The sequence below is a fragment of the Noviherbaspirillum sp. Root189 genome (assembly GCF_001428545.1).
In the GTDB taxonomy this organism is placed as follows: Bacteria; Pseudomonadota; Gammaproteobacteria; order Burkholderiales; family Burkholderiaceae_D; genus Noviherbaspirillum.
Genome location: NZ_LMHZ01000023.1, coordinates 232,043 through 246,815, shown reverse-complemented (window position 1 = coordinate 246,815; position 14,773 = coordinate 232,043). Strand labels below are relative to the sequence as shown.

At 57.4% G+C, this 14,773-nt stretch carries 12 protein-coding genes and 2 pseudogenes; 11 read left to right on the top strand and 3 right to left on the bottom strand.

The genetic code is table 11. From position 1 onward, the window contains the following. Nucleotides 1-408: 408 nt before the first annotated feature. From ASE07_RS15440 to ASE07_RS15420, 5 genes are all read left to right on the top strand, one after another. Nucleotides 409-615, top strand: a complete 207-nt coding sequence (locus ASE07_RS15440; RefSeq protein ID WP_057291713.1) for a hypothetical protein — start codon at nucleotides 409-411, stop codon at nucleotides 613-615. 174 nt (nucleotides 616-789) lie between these two features. Then, nucleotides 790-1,020, top strand: a complete 231-nt coding sequence (locus tag ASE07_RS15435; RefSeq protein ID WP_057291712.1) for a hypothetical protein — start codon at nucleotides 790-792, stop codon at nucleotides 1,018-1,020. A gap of 133 nt (nucleotides 1,021-1,153) precedes the next feature. Then, nucleotides 1,154-1,666, top strand: a complete 513-nt coding sequence (locus ASE07_RS15430) for a glycine zipper 2TM domain-containing protein (protein ID WP_057291711.1) — start codon at nucleotides 1,154-1,156, stop codon at nucleotides 1,664-1,666. Nucleotides 1,667-2,115: 449 nt separating this feature from the next. Further along, nucleotides 2,116-4,341, top strand: coding sequence for a family 1 glycosylhydrolase (locus tag ASE07_RS15425; protein ID WP_057291710.1), 2,226 nt, complete (start codon nucleotides 2,116-2,118; stop codon nucleotides 4,339-4,341). Nucleotides 4,342-4,468: 127 nt separating this feature from the next. Beyond that, complete coding sequence (locus tag ASE07_RS15420) at nucleotides 4,469-6,259, top strand: glycoside hydrolase family 2 protein (protein WP_057291709.1); 1,791 nt, start codon at nucleotides 4,469-4,471, stop codon at nucleotides 6,257-6,259. Between the two features lie 317 nt (nucleotides 6,260-6,576). Here ASE07_RS15420 and ASE07_RS15415 read toward each other — a convergent pair. Then, nucleotides 6,577-7,260: pseudogene (locus ASE07_RS15415) on the bottom strand (UPF0149 family protein); the annotation flags it as partial. Between the two features lie 135 nt (nucleotides 7,261-7,395). Between ASE07_RS15415 and ASE07_RS15410 the strand changes: the two are divergent. Further along, nucleotides 7,396-8,385, top strand: coding sequence for a serine/threonine protein kinase (locus ASE07_RS15410; protein WP_057291786.1), 990 nt, complete (start codon nucleotides 7,396-7,398; stop codon nucleotides 8,383-8,385). A 10-nt stretch (nucleotides 8,386-8,395) separates the two neighbouring features. On the opposite strand, the gene ASE07_RS15405 is transcribed toward ASE07_RS15410, so the two are convergent. Both ASE07_RS15405 and ASE07_RS15400 read right to left on the bottom strand, forming a co-directional pair. Then, nucleotides 8,396-8,731: a hypothetical protein gene (locus ASE07_RS15405; protein WP_057291708.1), complete on the bottom strand. Its 336-nt coding sequence runs from the start codon at nucleotides 8,729-8,731 to the stop codon at nucleotides 8,396-8,398. Between the two features lie 62 nt (nucleotides 8,732-8,793). After that, nucleotides 8,794-9,240, bottom strand: coding sequence for an Lrp/AsnC family transcriptional regulator (locus ASE07_RS15400; protein ID WP_057291707.1), 447 nt, complete (start codon nucleotides 9,238-9,240; stop codon nucleotides 8,794-8,796). A 141-nt stretch (nucleotides 9,241-9,381) separates the two neighbouring features. Between ASE07_RS15400 and ASE07_RS15395 the strand changes: the two genes are divergently transcribed. The 5 genes and pseudogenes from ASE07_RS15395 (at nucleotide 9,382) to astC (ending at nucleotide 14,773) form a co-directional block, all read left to right on the top strand. Next, nucleotides 9,382-10,473: a saccharopine dehydrogenase family protein gene (locus tag ASE07_RS15395; protein ID WP_057291706.1), complete on the top strand. Its 1,092-nt coding sequence runs from the start codon at nucleotides 9,382-9,384 to the stop codon at nucleotides 10,471-10,473. Nucleotides 10,474-10,487: 14 nt separating this feature from the next. Further along, complete coding sequence (gene amaB / locus ASE07_RS15390) at nucleotides 10,488-12,011, top strand: L-piperidine-6-carboxylate dehydrogenase (protein ID WP_057291705.1); 1,524 nt, start codon at nucleotides 10,488-10,490, stop codon at nucleotides 12,009-12,011. 145 nt (nucleotides 12,012-12,156) lie between these two features. Beyond that, on the top strand, nucleotides 12,157-13,047 hold the full coding sequence (locus tag ASE07_RS15385; protein WP_057291704.1) for a DMT family transporter: 891 nt from the start codon (nucleotides 12,157-12,159) through the stop codon (nucleotides 13,045-13,047). A 177-nt stretch (nucleotides 13,048-13,224) separates the two neighbouring features. Next, nucleotides 13,225-13,335: pseudogene (locus ASE07_RS29790) on the top strand (ArgR family transcriptional regulator); the annotation flags it as partial. Between the two features lie 181 nt (nucleotides 13,336-13,516). Next, nucleotides 13,517-14,773: an acetylornithine/succinylornithine family transaminase gene (gene astC / locus ASE07_RS15380; protein WP_057291703.1), complete on the top strand. Its 1,257-nt coding sequence runs from the start codon at nucleotides 13,517-13,519 to the stop codon at nucleotides 14,771-14,773.

Sequence of the window (14,773 nt, the reverse complement as noted above, 5' to 3'; positions counted from 1 at the left end):
TGACAACAAACAGAAAAAGACGGCACCAACAGGCAGTCGACAAGCAATGCACCGTGGAGTAGGCAGCGACAGGCAAGCATCCGGTCTCATTAAGTTTGCAGCGTAGCTTTGAAAAAATATTTAATTGCCCGGCGTGTAGCAATGCGCTATATCTGGTTTAATGAAGTGCCCCGGATACGTTGCGTAACGCATCTCCGGTGGCATCTCCGGCGGCTCTTCAAGGTTGAGTATTGCCCGCTGTCGTAAGCTCGGCGGGCTTTTCTTGCCTGACGCCGAAGGCCTGATCCCTGGCCAAATATCTGGTTGGGATTTTTCCGTCCTTGCCGTTGGCTTTGCACGGTAGGACTATACTGATTGCAATTTGTCTCTCGGCGCAATCGTTGTCGGTTAGGGAGTGGCGGCTGAATCATGAGTGACGCAGACCATACTGAAGAGCAAGGCGAGTCTAATGGCCAGGATCGGGTCGTCGATGCGATGCGCATGGCCACACTGAAGCCGAAAGGCGCTTGCTGGTATTGTAATCAGCCGCTGGACAACATTCGGCGCTTTTGCAGTAAAACCTGTGCGGACGATTACCGCATCGAAGAAGAAGCATTCAATAATCCTCCCGCATAGCAAGTCATAAGACCGGGTGTTTTTGGCGCAATGACAAATTTTCAATAAACCTTGACCGGCGACAAGGCCGGCGTAAGCGCTTTGCGAAATTGCGCAGGGTCCAGATTTCCGGCGTCGTCAAAAATGTTGATAAATCAGCATTACTATCAACAAGCTTGCTACGCTGGAGGCGACATGACCCCGGAAGAAATCATCACCGAGCTTAACTCCCACAACCGTGAAGTGTTATACGGAATGGACGATTTTCATCATTTAACTCATGAGCAGGTATTACAGTTGATGGATGCTGCAGCGATGCGTGGCTTCAGGCTAGGTAGCAATGTTGCGGTGTCGATGGTGCAAGGGACTTTGCTCGTCCAGTTGAGCCGCATGGTCAGCGCCAGACCGGATATTGCTGGGGTTTAACGATAAATAAAGGATGGGTTTAAAAAAGCTGGGGAATGACGATACATATCGTTACATATTCCCGTAATACATTTACTTGCTTCAGGCGTTTAACGACGTACGATTTAACGTTGTTATTCCCGGGAGGCAAAAAATGTCCAAAACCCTGACCGTGGCTGCGCTCGCGCTGGCCACTATTGCATCCGCAGCTGCATCGGCAACATTTGCAGCGGATTTCGACGATTATGCACGGGTGCTCAGCGTGACACCCCAAATAGAGCAGGTCAATTACCCGCAGCAGGAGTGCCATACGGAGTATGTGCCGGTACAGCGCCAGCAGCAGCGCGGTGTCGGCGGCTCCATTGTTGGTGGCGTCGCAGGCGGCTTACTCGGCAACCAGGTGGGTGGCGGCAGCGGGCGGGCTGTTGCCACGGCAGCTGGCGCCATTGCCGGTGCCATCGTCGGGGACCGCGTCGAAAACAGCAACGCAGGCACGTTCACCGAGCAGCAGCCGGTGCGCCAGTGCCGCCAGGTCGACAATTGGCAGACCCGCAATAACGGCTATGCAGTCACCTATGAATATCACGGTCATACTTATACAAGCATGATGCCCTACGATCCGGGCGAGCGCCTGCGCGTACGTGTTTCTGTTGCCCCGCGCATGTAATACCGGTTCCATGCATAAAGCGACATGACATCGTGGCTTTCCGTCTCTCCGCATGGCCCGCTGGGGAGGCAGATCGGTTTCAGTGACGGCCTCAACGGCGCACCGGCAGGGCGCATCAACGATGATGCAAAATTATTTACACCCCCCGTGCGCCGGGTTTGGTGTCCGACCGCAGCTTGATAACAACCGCCACTTGGCGAAATATCAAGGAACAATTGCGGCCACTACAGGTCTTCGTTATTAACGTAATCACATCGCCATAACAAGCGAATCAAGCCTCATGTGGCTGCTTGCTGGGAAGCAAGCAGCCGCTGTCAATCAGATCGACCGACATTCAACGCACGCAGCTATACCTGCGCGTGTACTTGATGTGTGTGCTTGATCTTTATCACTAACACTCAGGAGACGAGTAGGGATCATTTCATTCACTCCATTTTATCTATGCGGCTATGAATCTAACCAATACGAATAGCAAGCCCTCTTCTACTTCTCATACCATCAGCCAAACGCCCCTGGAACTGTGGGGCGGCATTGAATGTACCGTTGTCCGGATCCAGGACAAATTCCGAAACCAAGCTGAAGAAACCGGCCATGCCAGTCGCCTGCAAGACCTGGACGCTATCGCAGGCCTCGGTATCCGGACGCTGCGTTATCCAGTCCTTTGGGAAACCATTTCGCCGGATCATCCAGACGAGTGCGTGTGGAGCTGGCATGATGAGCGCATGGACCGTATGCGGGCGCTCGGCATTTCGCCCATTGCCGGACTGGTGCATCACGGCAGCGGTCCGGCTTATACCAATCTGCTGGACCCCGACTTTCCGATATTGCTCGCTCGCCATGCTGAGCGCGTTGCGAAACGGTATCCATGGGTCAAGCTCTTCACGCCCGTGAACGAGCCGCTGACCACGGCACGTTTCAGTGGTCTGTATGGCCATTGGTATCCGCATGGCCGCGACGAGAACACCATGCTGCGCGCCCTGTATACCGAATGCCGTGGCACGGTATTGGCAATGCGCGCAATCCGTCAGCACATCCCCGACGCCAAGCTGGTGCAGACGGAGGACATGGGCAAGATCTTTAGTGTGCCGCGGTTACAGCACCAGGCCGATTATGAAAACGAGCGGCGCTGGCTTTCCTTTGATCTACTCTGCGGTCGCATCGATAAGACGCATTACTGGTACCAGCGTTTTATTGACGCCGGTATCGAGGCCGGGCAACTGGATGAATTTGTCAATCAGCCATGTATTCCCGACATGATCGGCATCAATCATTACGTCACCAGCGAGCGTTTTCTCGATCATCGTTTCCGGAACTATCCACCCGCTTTTCATACGGATGCGGTTCCTTACGTTGATGTGCATGCGACGCGTGCGTACCAGGCGGACGGATTGACGGGGCCCGAGGCGCGTCTGCGCGAAGTGTGGGAGCGCTATCGTGTTCCGATTGCTGTCACTGAAGCACATCTTGGCGGATCGCGCGATGACCAGTTGCGCTGGCTCGGGCAGGTCTGGCAAGCGGCGCAAAACCTGCGCGCCGAAGGCGCTGATATCCGCGCTGTGTCCGTCTGGTCAATCTTTGGTTGCGTCGACTGGAACTCCCTGCTAACTCAGCAAAACGGCTTCTATGAGAGCGGTGTATTCGATGTACGCGGCAAGGGCAGCACCCTTCGTCCTACAGCGCTTGCCGAGGCTGTTTCCTCGCTTGCCAAAGAGGGGAAATTCGATCATCCGGTGCTGGACGGACTCGGTTGGTGGCAGCGCGGCGATCGCTTTTTCGTACCTCCGCCGCAACCGAGCAGGGTCCCTTATGTCAGTAGTAGCGCCCGCAAGCTGGTGATCACCGGCGGTCGTGGCACGCTTGGCAGGGCGCTTGCCCGCGTGTGCGAACACCGCAGTCTGGCGCATGACTTGCTGACCCGCGATGAAATGGATATCGCCGACCAGGCGTCGGTAGAAGCTGCCCTGGCGCGACACCGGCCATGGGCAGTCATTAATGCCGCCGGGTATGTGCGTGTGGCGGATGCGGCGCGTGAATCGGACCGCTGCTTCCGTGAAAACGCCGCCGGTGCGGAAATGCTTGCCCGGGCCTGCGCCAGGATGGGAATTCCCTATGTCACCTTTTCTTCGGATCTGGTATTCGACGGCACGCTGGGCCGCGCCTATGTGGAAAGCGACAAGGTCTCGCCGTTGTGCGTCTACGGCAATAGCAAAGCCGAGGCGGAGAAACGCGTGATGCAGGTTTTCCCCGACGCATTAGTTGTGCGTACGAGCGCATTCTTCGGTCCCTGGGACCGCTATAACTTTGTCCATGCAGTGTTGCGTGATCTTGCTGCCGGTCGCCAGGTGGAAGCCAGCGATGAAGTCCATGTGTCGCCCACCTATGTGCCTGACCTGGCGCATGCCACGATCGACCTGCTGATCGATCGTGTCAACGGCATCTGGCATCTTGCCAATCAGGGCGCTATTTCCTGGTTTGAGTTCGCCGAAAGAGCCGCGCGACAGGCCGGCATGGATACCGGCACGCTGATGAGAGTCCGAGGCGCCAGCAGTGGTATCACGGCCTTGACCAGTGAGCGTGGATTGATCCTTCCGAGCTTTACCAGCGCCATAGAGCGGTACGTGCAGGAGAACACCATCGCCTGGAGCGACAGCCCATCCGAGCGCGAAGCCGCCTGAAGTCAACCGCTTTTGACCGGGGTTGCAAGGTGATCGCGCAAGTTCTTTGGCCGGCGTGGGAACAGCCACGTTTGGTTTCACTCCAAACGTGGTACCGCCGACCACATAAAAAGGAACAGGAACAAGAATGGCTGATTATGCATACCCGCGTCCCCAGTTGGTACGTGAGCACTGGCAACCCCTGAACGGCCAGTGGAGCTTTACGTTTGATAACGACAGGAAATACACTCACCCGGCTGATTCTATCCAGTGGACACATAACATCGAGGTTCCCTTCCCGCCGGAATCCCAGGCGAGCGGAGTTGGCGATCGCGGATTCAACCGCGCCTGCTGGTATCAGAGGGAATTTGATCTCGATCCGGAAGGTGAACGCGTACTGCTGCATTTTGGCGCTGTCGACTATCATGCCGTCGTCTGGGTCAATGGTCACCGCGTGACCGAGCATGAGGGTGGGCACAGTTCTTTCTATGCGGATATTACGACGGCGCTGGGAGGCCAGACGCGTCACGTCGTGACCGTGTATGTCGAAGATGACCCGCTCGATCTGTCAAAGCCACGCGGCAAACAGGACTGGCAACTGGAACCGCATTCCATCTGGTATCCGAGAACCACCGGCATTTGGCAGGCCGTCTGGCTGGAGCGCGTGCCGCGCACTTACATTCAAAAGCTGCGCTGGACACCGCACTTCGAAGGTTTCGAAATCGGTTGCGAGGCCTTCGTCGCCGGCGACCTGGAAGACAATCTCTCGGTCGAAGTCAGGATCAGGCATGGCAACAAGATGCTTGCGGATGACCACTACAAGGTGATCGGCGGCGAAGCGCATCGCAAGATTGCCTTGTCCGATCCAGGCATTGACGATTCGCGCAATGAATTGCTCTGGAGCCCCGAGCATCCTACCTTGCTCGATGTCGACATCACGCTGTGGCATGAGAACCAGGTGATCGACAAGCTCAAATCCTACACGGCATTAAGGTCGGTGAATATCAACCGCGACCGATTCATGCTGAATGGCCGTCCCTATCATCTGAAGCTGGTGCTGGACCAGGGCTACTGGCCCGATACACTGCTATGCGCGCCGTCGGACGATGCATTGCGGCGTGATGTCGAACTAGCCAAAGCCATGGGCTTCAATGGCGTGCGCAAGCATCAGAAGATTGAAGATCCGCGCTATCTGTATTGGGCGGACAGGCTGGGCCTGTTGGTGTGGGAAGAAATGCCTTCATCGTATCGCTTCACGCCGCAGGCGATCACCCGCATGGTGCGCGAGTGGAGCGAAGTGATCGATCGGGATTACAGCCACCCTTGTATCATCGTCTGGGTCGCATTCAACGAGTCCTGGGGCGTGCCGAACCTGACATCAATGCAGGCCCATCGCAACGCCGTCGAAGCCTTGTATCACCTTACACGCACCTTTGACTCCACGCGACCCGTCATCGGGAACGACGGCTGGGAGGCATCGGCCACCGACCTGCTCGGTATTCACGATTATGATGGAGACGCGGAACGGCTGGCGGCACGTTATTCCTCCAATGTGACTACGCAAGAGCTGTTTGACCGCAGACGGCCTGGAGGTCGCATCCTGACGCTCGACGGTTATCCCCATCGTGGCCAGCCGATTATTCTTACCGAGTTCGGCGGGATCACCTATGCAAAGCGGCCGGAAGCGGGAGTGAAAAATGTATGGGGTTATTCGCTGGCCGACAGCGACCAGGAATTCCTCGACAGCTATCGCAGGCTGCTGGAAGTGGTGAACGAGACGCCGATGTTCAGCGGCTTCTGCTATACCCAGTTTGCCGATACCTTCCAGGAGGCCAATGGACTGCTCACTGCCGACCGGTCACCGAAGCTGCCGCTGGAAGAAATCTATGCCGCCACCCGCAATTTCAAGCCGAATGCGAAAAAACAGTATGGGATTTGAGTGAAGTCTGGTGAATGTCGGGCAGGATGGGGCAGGGCGTTTTGATGGCCCCCAGCCCGTTCGATGAAGTTGTGGGAAAAGGCCGGAGTCTGATTCAGACTCCGGCCTCGTTTATTGGCGGTCTAACGCATGCCTTCGATGTCTGCACAAGCCAGGGAACGCGGTGTATGAAAAAGCTACAGCGCCTTATACCAATCCCAACCCATAACGCACCATGAGATCGCGTCTTTTTCCGGGGGCGCCGAGCCGCCTGCCTGCGTTGCACTCGTCGTCAATAGCTCGCTATTGACTCCTCCTGCGCCTTGCCAGTCAAAAAAATCCATCGATCTCAACTTCTTGTATTTTTTGCCGCTGCCGCAAGGGCAGGGATCGTTCCGGCCGATCTTGGGCGTATCCCGCTGCACTTGCTGGACCGCCGACTTGCGATGCGGCTGCCAGAACCGGTGAATATGCGGAATTGCCGCTTCCATCTCGATCGCCAGCTTATGGCGCTTGACCGGGTCGTCGACCAGCGCCATTTCTTCTTCCTCGATTTCGTCGGCGCCCAGCAGATAAACTGGACGAACCATGTCGGCCAGTTCGGACGACCAGATCGGCGCCCATGCTTCGGCGCGCAGGTTGATCCCTTCCCAGAACCCCCAGGCCCATGCTTCGGCATCGAGCAGGGTGCGGCCATCGACTTCATGTTCGCAGTAGAGCGGCTCGAATTCCTTGGGCGCGACTTCGAAGGTAATCGCCACCTCATTCATGAAGCGCGCGATCAGGCCGGTAATCCGCTCGGCTTCTTTCGGGTTCTTGAACGCTGGGCCCTTGTCGCCATGTGAGCCCCAGATCACCGGCAGCCATTCCGACATCAGGACTTCTTCCGGGCCGATGGCCAGTGCCGTCAGAAAGCCATGAAGAGAGTCCATCGTCATGCCATCGTCGGCGCAACGGTCGGACAGGAGGAACTGGTCGAGTTCCTTGAATTCTTTATCGGAGAGGGGTTCGTCGAGATGCATGGGAATACCTAAGCCAAAGCTGGAAAACACATAGTGTAAGCCGCAAACAGGATTTACGAACGTTGCACATCATATAGATTGCTTGATGGCACGGTTGCCTTCGCCATTGCGGCGATAAGCGCCTACAATGACGCAATGACTCCGCCGAATGTGCATCCATTTTCATCCCTTACCCCTGACGCGGTGCTTGATGCACTGGAAAGCGTTCGACTTTTTAGCGATGGGCGTCTTTTAGCACTCAATAGCTTCGAAAACAGGGTGTACCAGATCGGCATGGAAGAGGGTGCGCCACTGATTGCCAAGTTTTACCGGCCCGAGCGCTGGTCGGACGAAGCGATTTATGAAGAGCATGTATTTACCAAAGCCTTGGCGGATCAGGAAATTCCCGTCATCGCGCCGCTGGAAATTGCCGGCCGCACCCTGCACACCCACGCCGGCTACCGTTTCGCTGTCTTTCCCCGTCAGGGCGGCCGCGCACCCGAACTCGACGACAGTGCCACTCTGGAATGGATGGGCCGCTTCATTGGCCGGATTCATGCCGTGGGTGCGATTGAGCCGTTCCAGTCCAGGCCGCAACTCGACGTGGAAACCTTCGGCGTCGAGCCGCTGGATTACCTGATTGCGAACCGCTTTATTCCCGAAGATCTTGAACAGGCTTATCGGAGCATTGTGCAGCAATGCCTGGACGGCGTGCGGCGCTGCTATGACCGTGCAGGCGATGTGGCGATGCTGCGCCTGCATGGCGACTGTCATGTGGGAAATGTGCTGTGGACCGATGCAGGACCCCATTTTGTGGATTTCGACGACAGCCGGATGGGACCGGCGATCCAGGATCTGTGGATGCTGTTGTCCGGTGAGCGGAGCGACATGGTGCGGCAGTTATCGGATGTCCTGGCAGGGTATGAGGACTTTTACGATTTCAACCCGCGTGAACTGTTTCTGATCGAAGCCTTGCGTACGCTGCGGCTGATTCATTATTCAGCCTGGCTGGCGCGGCGCTGGGATGACCCGGCGTTTCCGGTCGCCTTTCCCTGGTTTAACACACAGCGCTATTGGCAGGACCGGATACTCGAACTGCGCGAGCAGGCGGCCCTGATGGATGAGCCGCCCTTGTGGCCCGCGTGACGCTTCGGTGTCAGACGCGCTGTGCCGCAGCGGCCAGCGCGTCGAGATTTGCAATAATCCTGTCGGCTGACGGATCGCTGTTGGCGATCAGGACCGCGCGCTCGATCGCATCGTCACGGGCGTTCTTCGGGAAGTAATGCAGCAGGTAGTCGGCATTGTCGATGCGGCCGCCGCGCGGATCATCCTTGCCCAGCTTGCGCACATACCAGACGGCGTAGCCATTGGACTCCTCGCTGCAATAGACCTCCACCGAATGATGCGGCCCGAGCGGATGCTCATCCGGATCGGTGAACCAGACAACCTTGCGCCACAAGTGGTTTTTTTTCGATTCTGGAATGGAATGCATGAGTTTCTCCTTGAGGGCCGCAGCGCGTTCATCTCAACGAACCTTAGCCGCATTTGATTTATTCAGACCGGACTTCGGTCAATCCGCTTGGTCAGGATGATGGAGGTCGATGTCTGACGCACGCCGTCGATTGCGCCGATCTGGTCAAGCAGGCGATCGAGTTCGCCGGTCGACTGGCAACGCAGTGTCAGCATGTAATCCACCGGTCCGCTTACCGCGCATAAGGTTTCGACTTCCGGCATGCGCTGCAGTAGCTTAACGAGTGATGTTGCCTTGCCGGGATCGACGGCGATGCCCACGTAGGCGCGCACTGCCGGTTGGTACAACTCCTGGTTCAGGCGTACCCCGTAGCCGGCAATGACGCCGCGTTTCTCAAGATTACTGATACGTGCAATCGCCGTGGTACGCGCGATGTCGATCCGTTTGGCGATGGTCGCCACCGGCATGCGGGCGTCATCCATCAATAAGGCGAGGATTTTATTGTCGATCTCGTCGAGTACCGGTTTCATAGCAGGCGAAGTGTCTTGAAGTTTCGACGTTTTGTAGCGGAATCATACATGATGACGTCACTTTGCTCTCTATCTTCTGACCAGGCTCACCCTTACACTTTTTGCATGGCCAGCCTGGTCCATTGACAAGAAGAGAGCCACATGAAAAACAAACTGATCCTCCTTGGTGCAGGAAAAATCGGCGATGCCATCCTTAATCTTCTGTCGCACAGCGGCGACTATACATTGACGGTGGCCGACCGCGACCCACAGCGTCTCGCCCATGTGCGGCAAATGAATTTTCCTGATGTGACGACGGTCTCTGTCGATATCGGCAATGCAAAAGCGGTGACAGAGTTGATCCACGGCCACGACCTTGCGATTTCCGCCTGTCCCTATTTTCTGACGCCGGTCATTGCGGGCGCGGCAAAGAAAGCCGGCGCTCATTATTTTGACCTGACCGAAGATGTGGAAAGCACACGTATCGTCAAGCAACTCGCGGAAGACGCCGCGACCGCATTCGTTCCCCAATGCGGGCTCGCACCAGGCTTTATTTCCATTGTCGCCAATGACCTGGCCAGCCGTTTCGATACGCTGCGCGACGTCAACATGCGCGTTGGGGCATTGCCTACCTTCCCAAGCAACGCGCTGAAATATAACCTCACCTGGAGTACCGATGGTCTGATCAATGAATACTGCAATCCCTGCGAGGCCATCGTGGATGGGGCGCTGCGCGAAGTATCGCCGCTGGAGGAGGTCGAGCATTTCTCGCTCGATGGTATCGACTATGAAGCCTTCAATACCTCGGGCGGCCTCGGTACCCTGTGTGAAACCCTGGCTGGCAAGGTACAGAACCTGAACTACAAGACAGTTCGCTATCCGGGGCACCGCGATATCATCAAGATGCTGGTGCGCGACTTGCAACTCGGCTTGCTGGAGCGGCGGCCGATTCTGAAGGAAGTGCTGGAATCGTCGATTCCCATGACGCGGCAGGATGTCGTGCTGGTTTTTGCCAGCGTGTGCGGCCAACGTGAAGGTCGTTTGGAACAGGAGACCTATGCCCGGAAGATCTACAGCCAGCCTGTCAATGGCCAGTTGATGTCAGCGATTCAGATCACCACGGCGGCCGGACTCTGTACCATGGTGGACCTGGTCATGCAGGGTCGTTTACCGAAGCGCGGATTGATCCGCCAGGAACAGGCAAGCCTGCAAGATTTTCTCGACAACCGCTTCGGCCGCGTCTATGCGGCCTGAGAAAGGAAAACAACATGGAAACCATCAAGGATGTGTTGGCGCAACTGGGTCTTCTGAATGTCCTGGATGCGGGGCTTTCCGCTCATGAAGGCAATGCTGTGCGCAGCATGTCACCGATCAATGGCGAAGTGATGGCAATTCTGCATGCCGATACCCACCAGGAGGCGGCTGAAAAAATCTCCCGCGCGCACCGTGCTTTCCATGTTTGGCGTATGGTGCCCGCACCGCGTCGCGGCGAGTTGGTGCGACTCTTCGGAGAGGAGCTACGCACGCACAAGGACGCGCTTGGCCGGCTGGTCACAATGGAGGCCGGCAAGATCCTGCAGGAAGGCCTGGGAGAAGTGCAGGAAATGATCGACATTTGCGACTTCGCTGTCGGACTGTCACGGCAGCTTTATGGCCTCACGATCGCGTCTGAACGCCCGGGACACCGGATGATGGAAACCTGGCATCCGCTGGGCGTGGTCGGCGTGATTTCGGCATTCAATTTCCCGGTGGCGGTCTGGTCGTGGAATGCGGCGCTGGCTTTTGTTTGCGGTAATAGCGTGGTCTGGAAACCGTCGGAAAAAACGCCATTGACCGCTGTCGCGGTGCAAGCCTTGTTTGACAGGGCGTGTAAGCGATTTGGCAGCGATGCGCCGGCAGGCTTGTCGCAACTGCTGATTGGCGGCAGCGATATCGGACAGACACTGGTCGATGATCCGCGCGTCCCACTTGTCAGTGCGACGGGCAGCACGCGCATGGGCCGTGCGGTAGCACAGCGCTGCGCGCAACGACTGGCGCGTTCGCTGCTCGAGCTGGGCGGCAACAATGCGATGATCGTCGCGCCGAGTGCCGACCTGGAACTGGCGGCGCGCGCCATCGTCTTTTCCGCGGTTGGCACGGCGGGGCAGCGCTGTACCAGTTTGCGCCGGCTGTTTGTGCATCGGCAGATTTACGACAGCCTCGTCCCGCGCCTGCAGAAAATTTATGGCACGCTTGCAGTCGGCAATCCGCTGGAGCCCGGCAAACTGATCGGCCCGTTGATCGACGCCGGAGCCTTCGAGGCGATGCAGCTTGCGCTGGACAAGGCGAGGGCCGATGGCGGCCAGGTATCCGGCGGGGACCGAGTGGAGATGGCCGGTTGCGAACGCGGCTATTACGTGCGTCCGGCGCTGGTGGAGATGCCGGAGCAGACGCAGATCATGCATCACGAGACCTTTGCGCCCATTCTCTATGTCGTGCGTTACGATGCGCTTGAACAGGCGATCGAATGGAACAACGCCGTGCCGCAGGGACTGTCGTCAAGCATCTTCACGACCGATATCCGCGAAGCCGAATTGTTCATGTCTGCAACGGGCAGCGACTGCGGCATCGCCAACGTCAACATCGGTCCGAGCGGCGCGGAAATCGGTGGCGCGTTTGGCGGAGAAAAGGAAACTGGCGGTGGCAGGGAATCCGGATCCGATGCCTGGAAGGCTTATATGCGGAGAGCGACCAATACGGTCAACTACAGTCATGCGCTACCGCTTGCGCAGGGCATCAGCTTCGATATCTGATCGATTCTGAAATACAGGCTTATCCCGAAACTTGCCTCAACCCGGCCAGCATGCACCGCTGGCCGGGTGCGTCTTGTGCCTCAACTCGATGCATGCGGCAACAAGAACACCGATAATAGGCGGCTTTCCACTTTTCAGGTTTTTCATGTTGATTCCGCTTCGCTTTCGCGGTGTTCTCGCTTTGCTCATCGTCACCATGGTATGGGGTACCACCTTCCCCGCAATGAAGGACCTGTCGAGCCATTTCTCAGCGGTGTGGATTGCCTTCCTTCGCTTTGCGATGGCAAGCCTGCTGCTGCTGCCTTTCCTGCTCAAGGCACGGCGCCCGGATTTCATCTGGGGCGGGGTGCTCGGCATGATGCTGTTTGCCGCCTTCATGTTGCAGGTGGAGGCGTTGGGCCAGATGAGCGCAAACCGCAATGCATTCATCACGGGCCTGAACGTGCTGATCGTTCCCTTGCTGGGCATACTTGCCGGTCGCATGCCGGAAAACCGCATCATCGCCGCCGTACTGCTGGCCATCGCCGGCTTGTTTGCAATGTGCTGGGACGGCGGTGGCTGGAGCAGCGGCGACACCCTGGCATTGTGCGGCGCGCTGTGCTTTGGCGTGTACGTCAAGCTGATGGAAACCCTGACGCGCAAAGCCAGCGATCTGATGGCGCTCACCGCGATGCAGATTCTGACGGTGGCCTGCCTGGCCGGAGCAGCGATCGCAATGTTCACGCCCGAGCATTTGACGTTGGAACAACTCCGGCAGGGCGTCAGCGACAACATGGCAAACCTTGCCTATCTTGGGGCCTTCGCGACAGCAGCGATCATTGCCCTGCAAACCTGGGGGCAGCGACACAGCAGTGCGAACGAAGCGGCGATCGTGTATGCGTTCGAGCCGGCTTGCGCCGCGATTGCCGCCTATTTCTGGCTGGCCGAAACCATGACCAGTCGCAGCGTGTTTGGCGGTTTTCTATTGATCCTTGGCATGATTGTCAGCCAATGGGCGCCGCGCCAGCGACGGTCGGTGGCCGTTGCTTCGAGCTGATAAGGTAAAGGTTTAATTCAGGACATCGAGTGCCTGTTTGGCCATCTGAGAGATTTTTAAATGGGACGGACTTTTGCAGATTCCCGGCAAGCCTCTTGGTAGGTCGCCAGTGTTGGCACATTGGCACATTGGCACACAATGGCATTCCGGATACCTCTGCCTGATCCATGCCCTTTCCTGGTTGGCATTTCGCGTTGTCAGCTGGAAAGGCAGTTCAGGCAATATCTCGACAGTGTGCCGTCCCGTTATTACCTTGAGCTACGCCTGCACCGGGCACGGCAGCTGCTGCCGGAATCGCGGCCTGAGTGATACTGAGCAATATAAACAACATCAACAACATGAACAATGGCAATGCGAAACACTCAATAAGACATGTGCTGCGAATTGTTGAAAATCGGCGCCGCAGTTTTAACAGAGTTTGCACCACGCGCTATCTATAATTTCCCTACACGATGAAACGGAGCCTGTAATGAATGCCATTCCGCGACCTGACAACGAAGCAAGTTTCCATGCAGACCCGGTCAGCCGCCAGACTTTCAATGAAGTCATGGTGCCAACCTACGCACCGAGCGACATGGTGCCGGTCAGGGCGCAGGGCCTGGACCTGTGGGATCAACAGGGCAAACAATACCTTGACCTTACCGCGGGCATTGCCGTTACCGGCCTCGGGCATTCCCATCCTGCCGTCGTCGAGGCCTTGCGTGCCCAGGCCGACAAGCTATGGCATGTCGGCAATGGCTATACCAACGAACCCGTGCTGCAACTGGCACGCGCGCTGACCGAGGCAACCTTCGCCGACCGTGCCTTTTTCTGTAACTCCGGTGCCGAAGCCAATGAAGCCGCCTTCAAGCTGGCGCGCAAATATGCCCACACCAAGTTTGGTCCGCACAAATCACGCATCGTCTCCTGCGTGAATTCCTTTCATGGTCGTACCCTGTTTACTGTCTCGATCGGCGGCCAGCCCAAGTACACCGAAGGCTTCGAGCCGCTGCCAGAACAACTGAGCCATGTTCCCTTCAATGATATCGAGGCAGCACGGGCCGCCATTGACGACGATGTCTGCGCGGTGGTCGTGGAACCGGTGCAAGGTGAGGGCGGTGTGCTGCCGGCTGACCCCGCTTACCTGAAAGCCTTGCGCGAATTCTGCGATGCGCGCGGCGCACTGCTGATCTTTGATGAAGTCCAGTGCGGCATGGGACGCACCGGCAAGCTGTTCGCCTACATGGGCTATGACGTGACACCGGATATTCTGACTTCGGCCAAGGCACTTGGCAACGGCTATCCGGTCGCCGCCATGCTGACAACCGAGTCGATCGCCGCGGCATTTTCCGTCGGCTCGCATGGCACCACCTATGGCGGTAATCCGCTGGCGGCAACGGTGGCACTGCGCGTGCTGCAAATCGTCAACACTCCAGCTTTCCTTGCACGTGTCAATCAGGCCGCCGAGCTCCTGGTCGGCAAGCTTAACGGCGTCGTGCGCGATTATCCGCAGATCTTTTCCCTGGTCAGGGGGAGCGGGCTGATGCTGGGCATGGTGCTGGCCGACAGTTATCGCGGCAAAGCGAAGGACATCATCAAGGCCGCGGAAGCGCAGGGACTGATGGTGCTGATCGCCGGCCCCGATGTGGTGCGGCTGCTGCCCGCGCTGGTGATCAGCGACGCGCAGATCGACGAGGGTATTGCCCGTATGCGTGCAGCGCTCGATGCGCTTGTAACGCCGCAATAA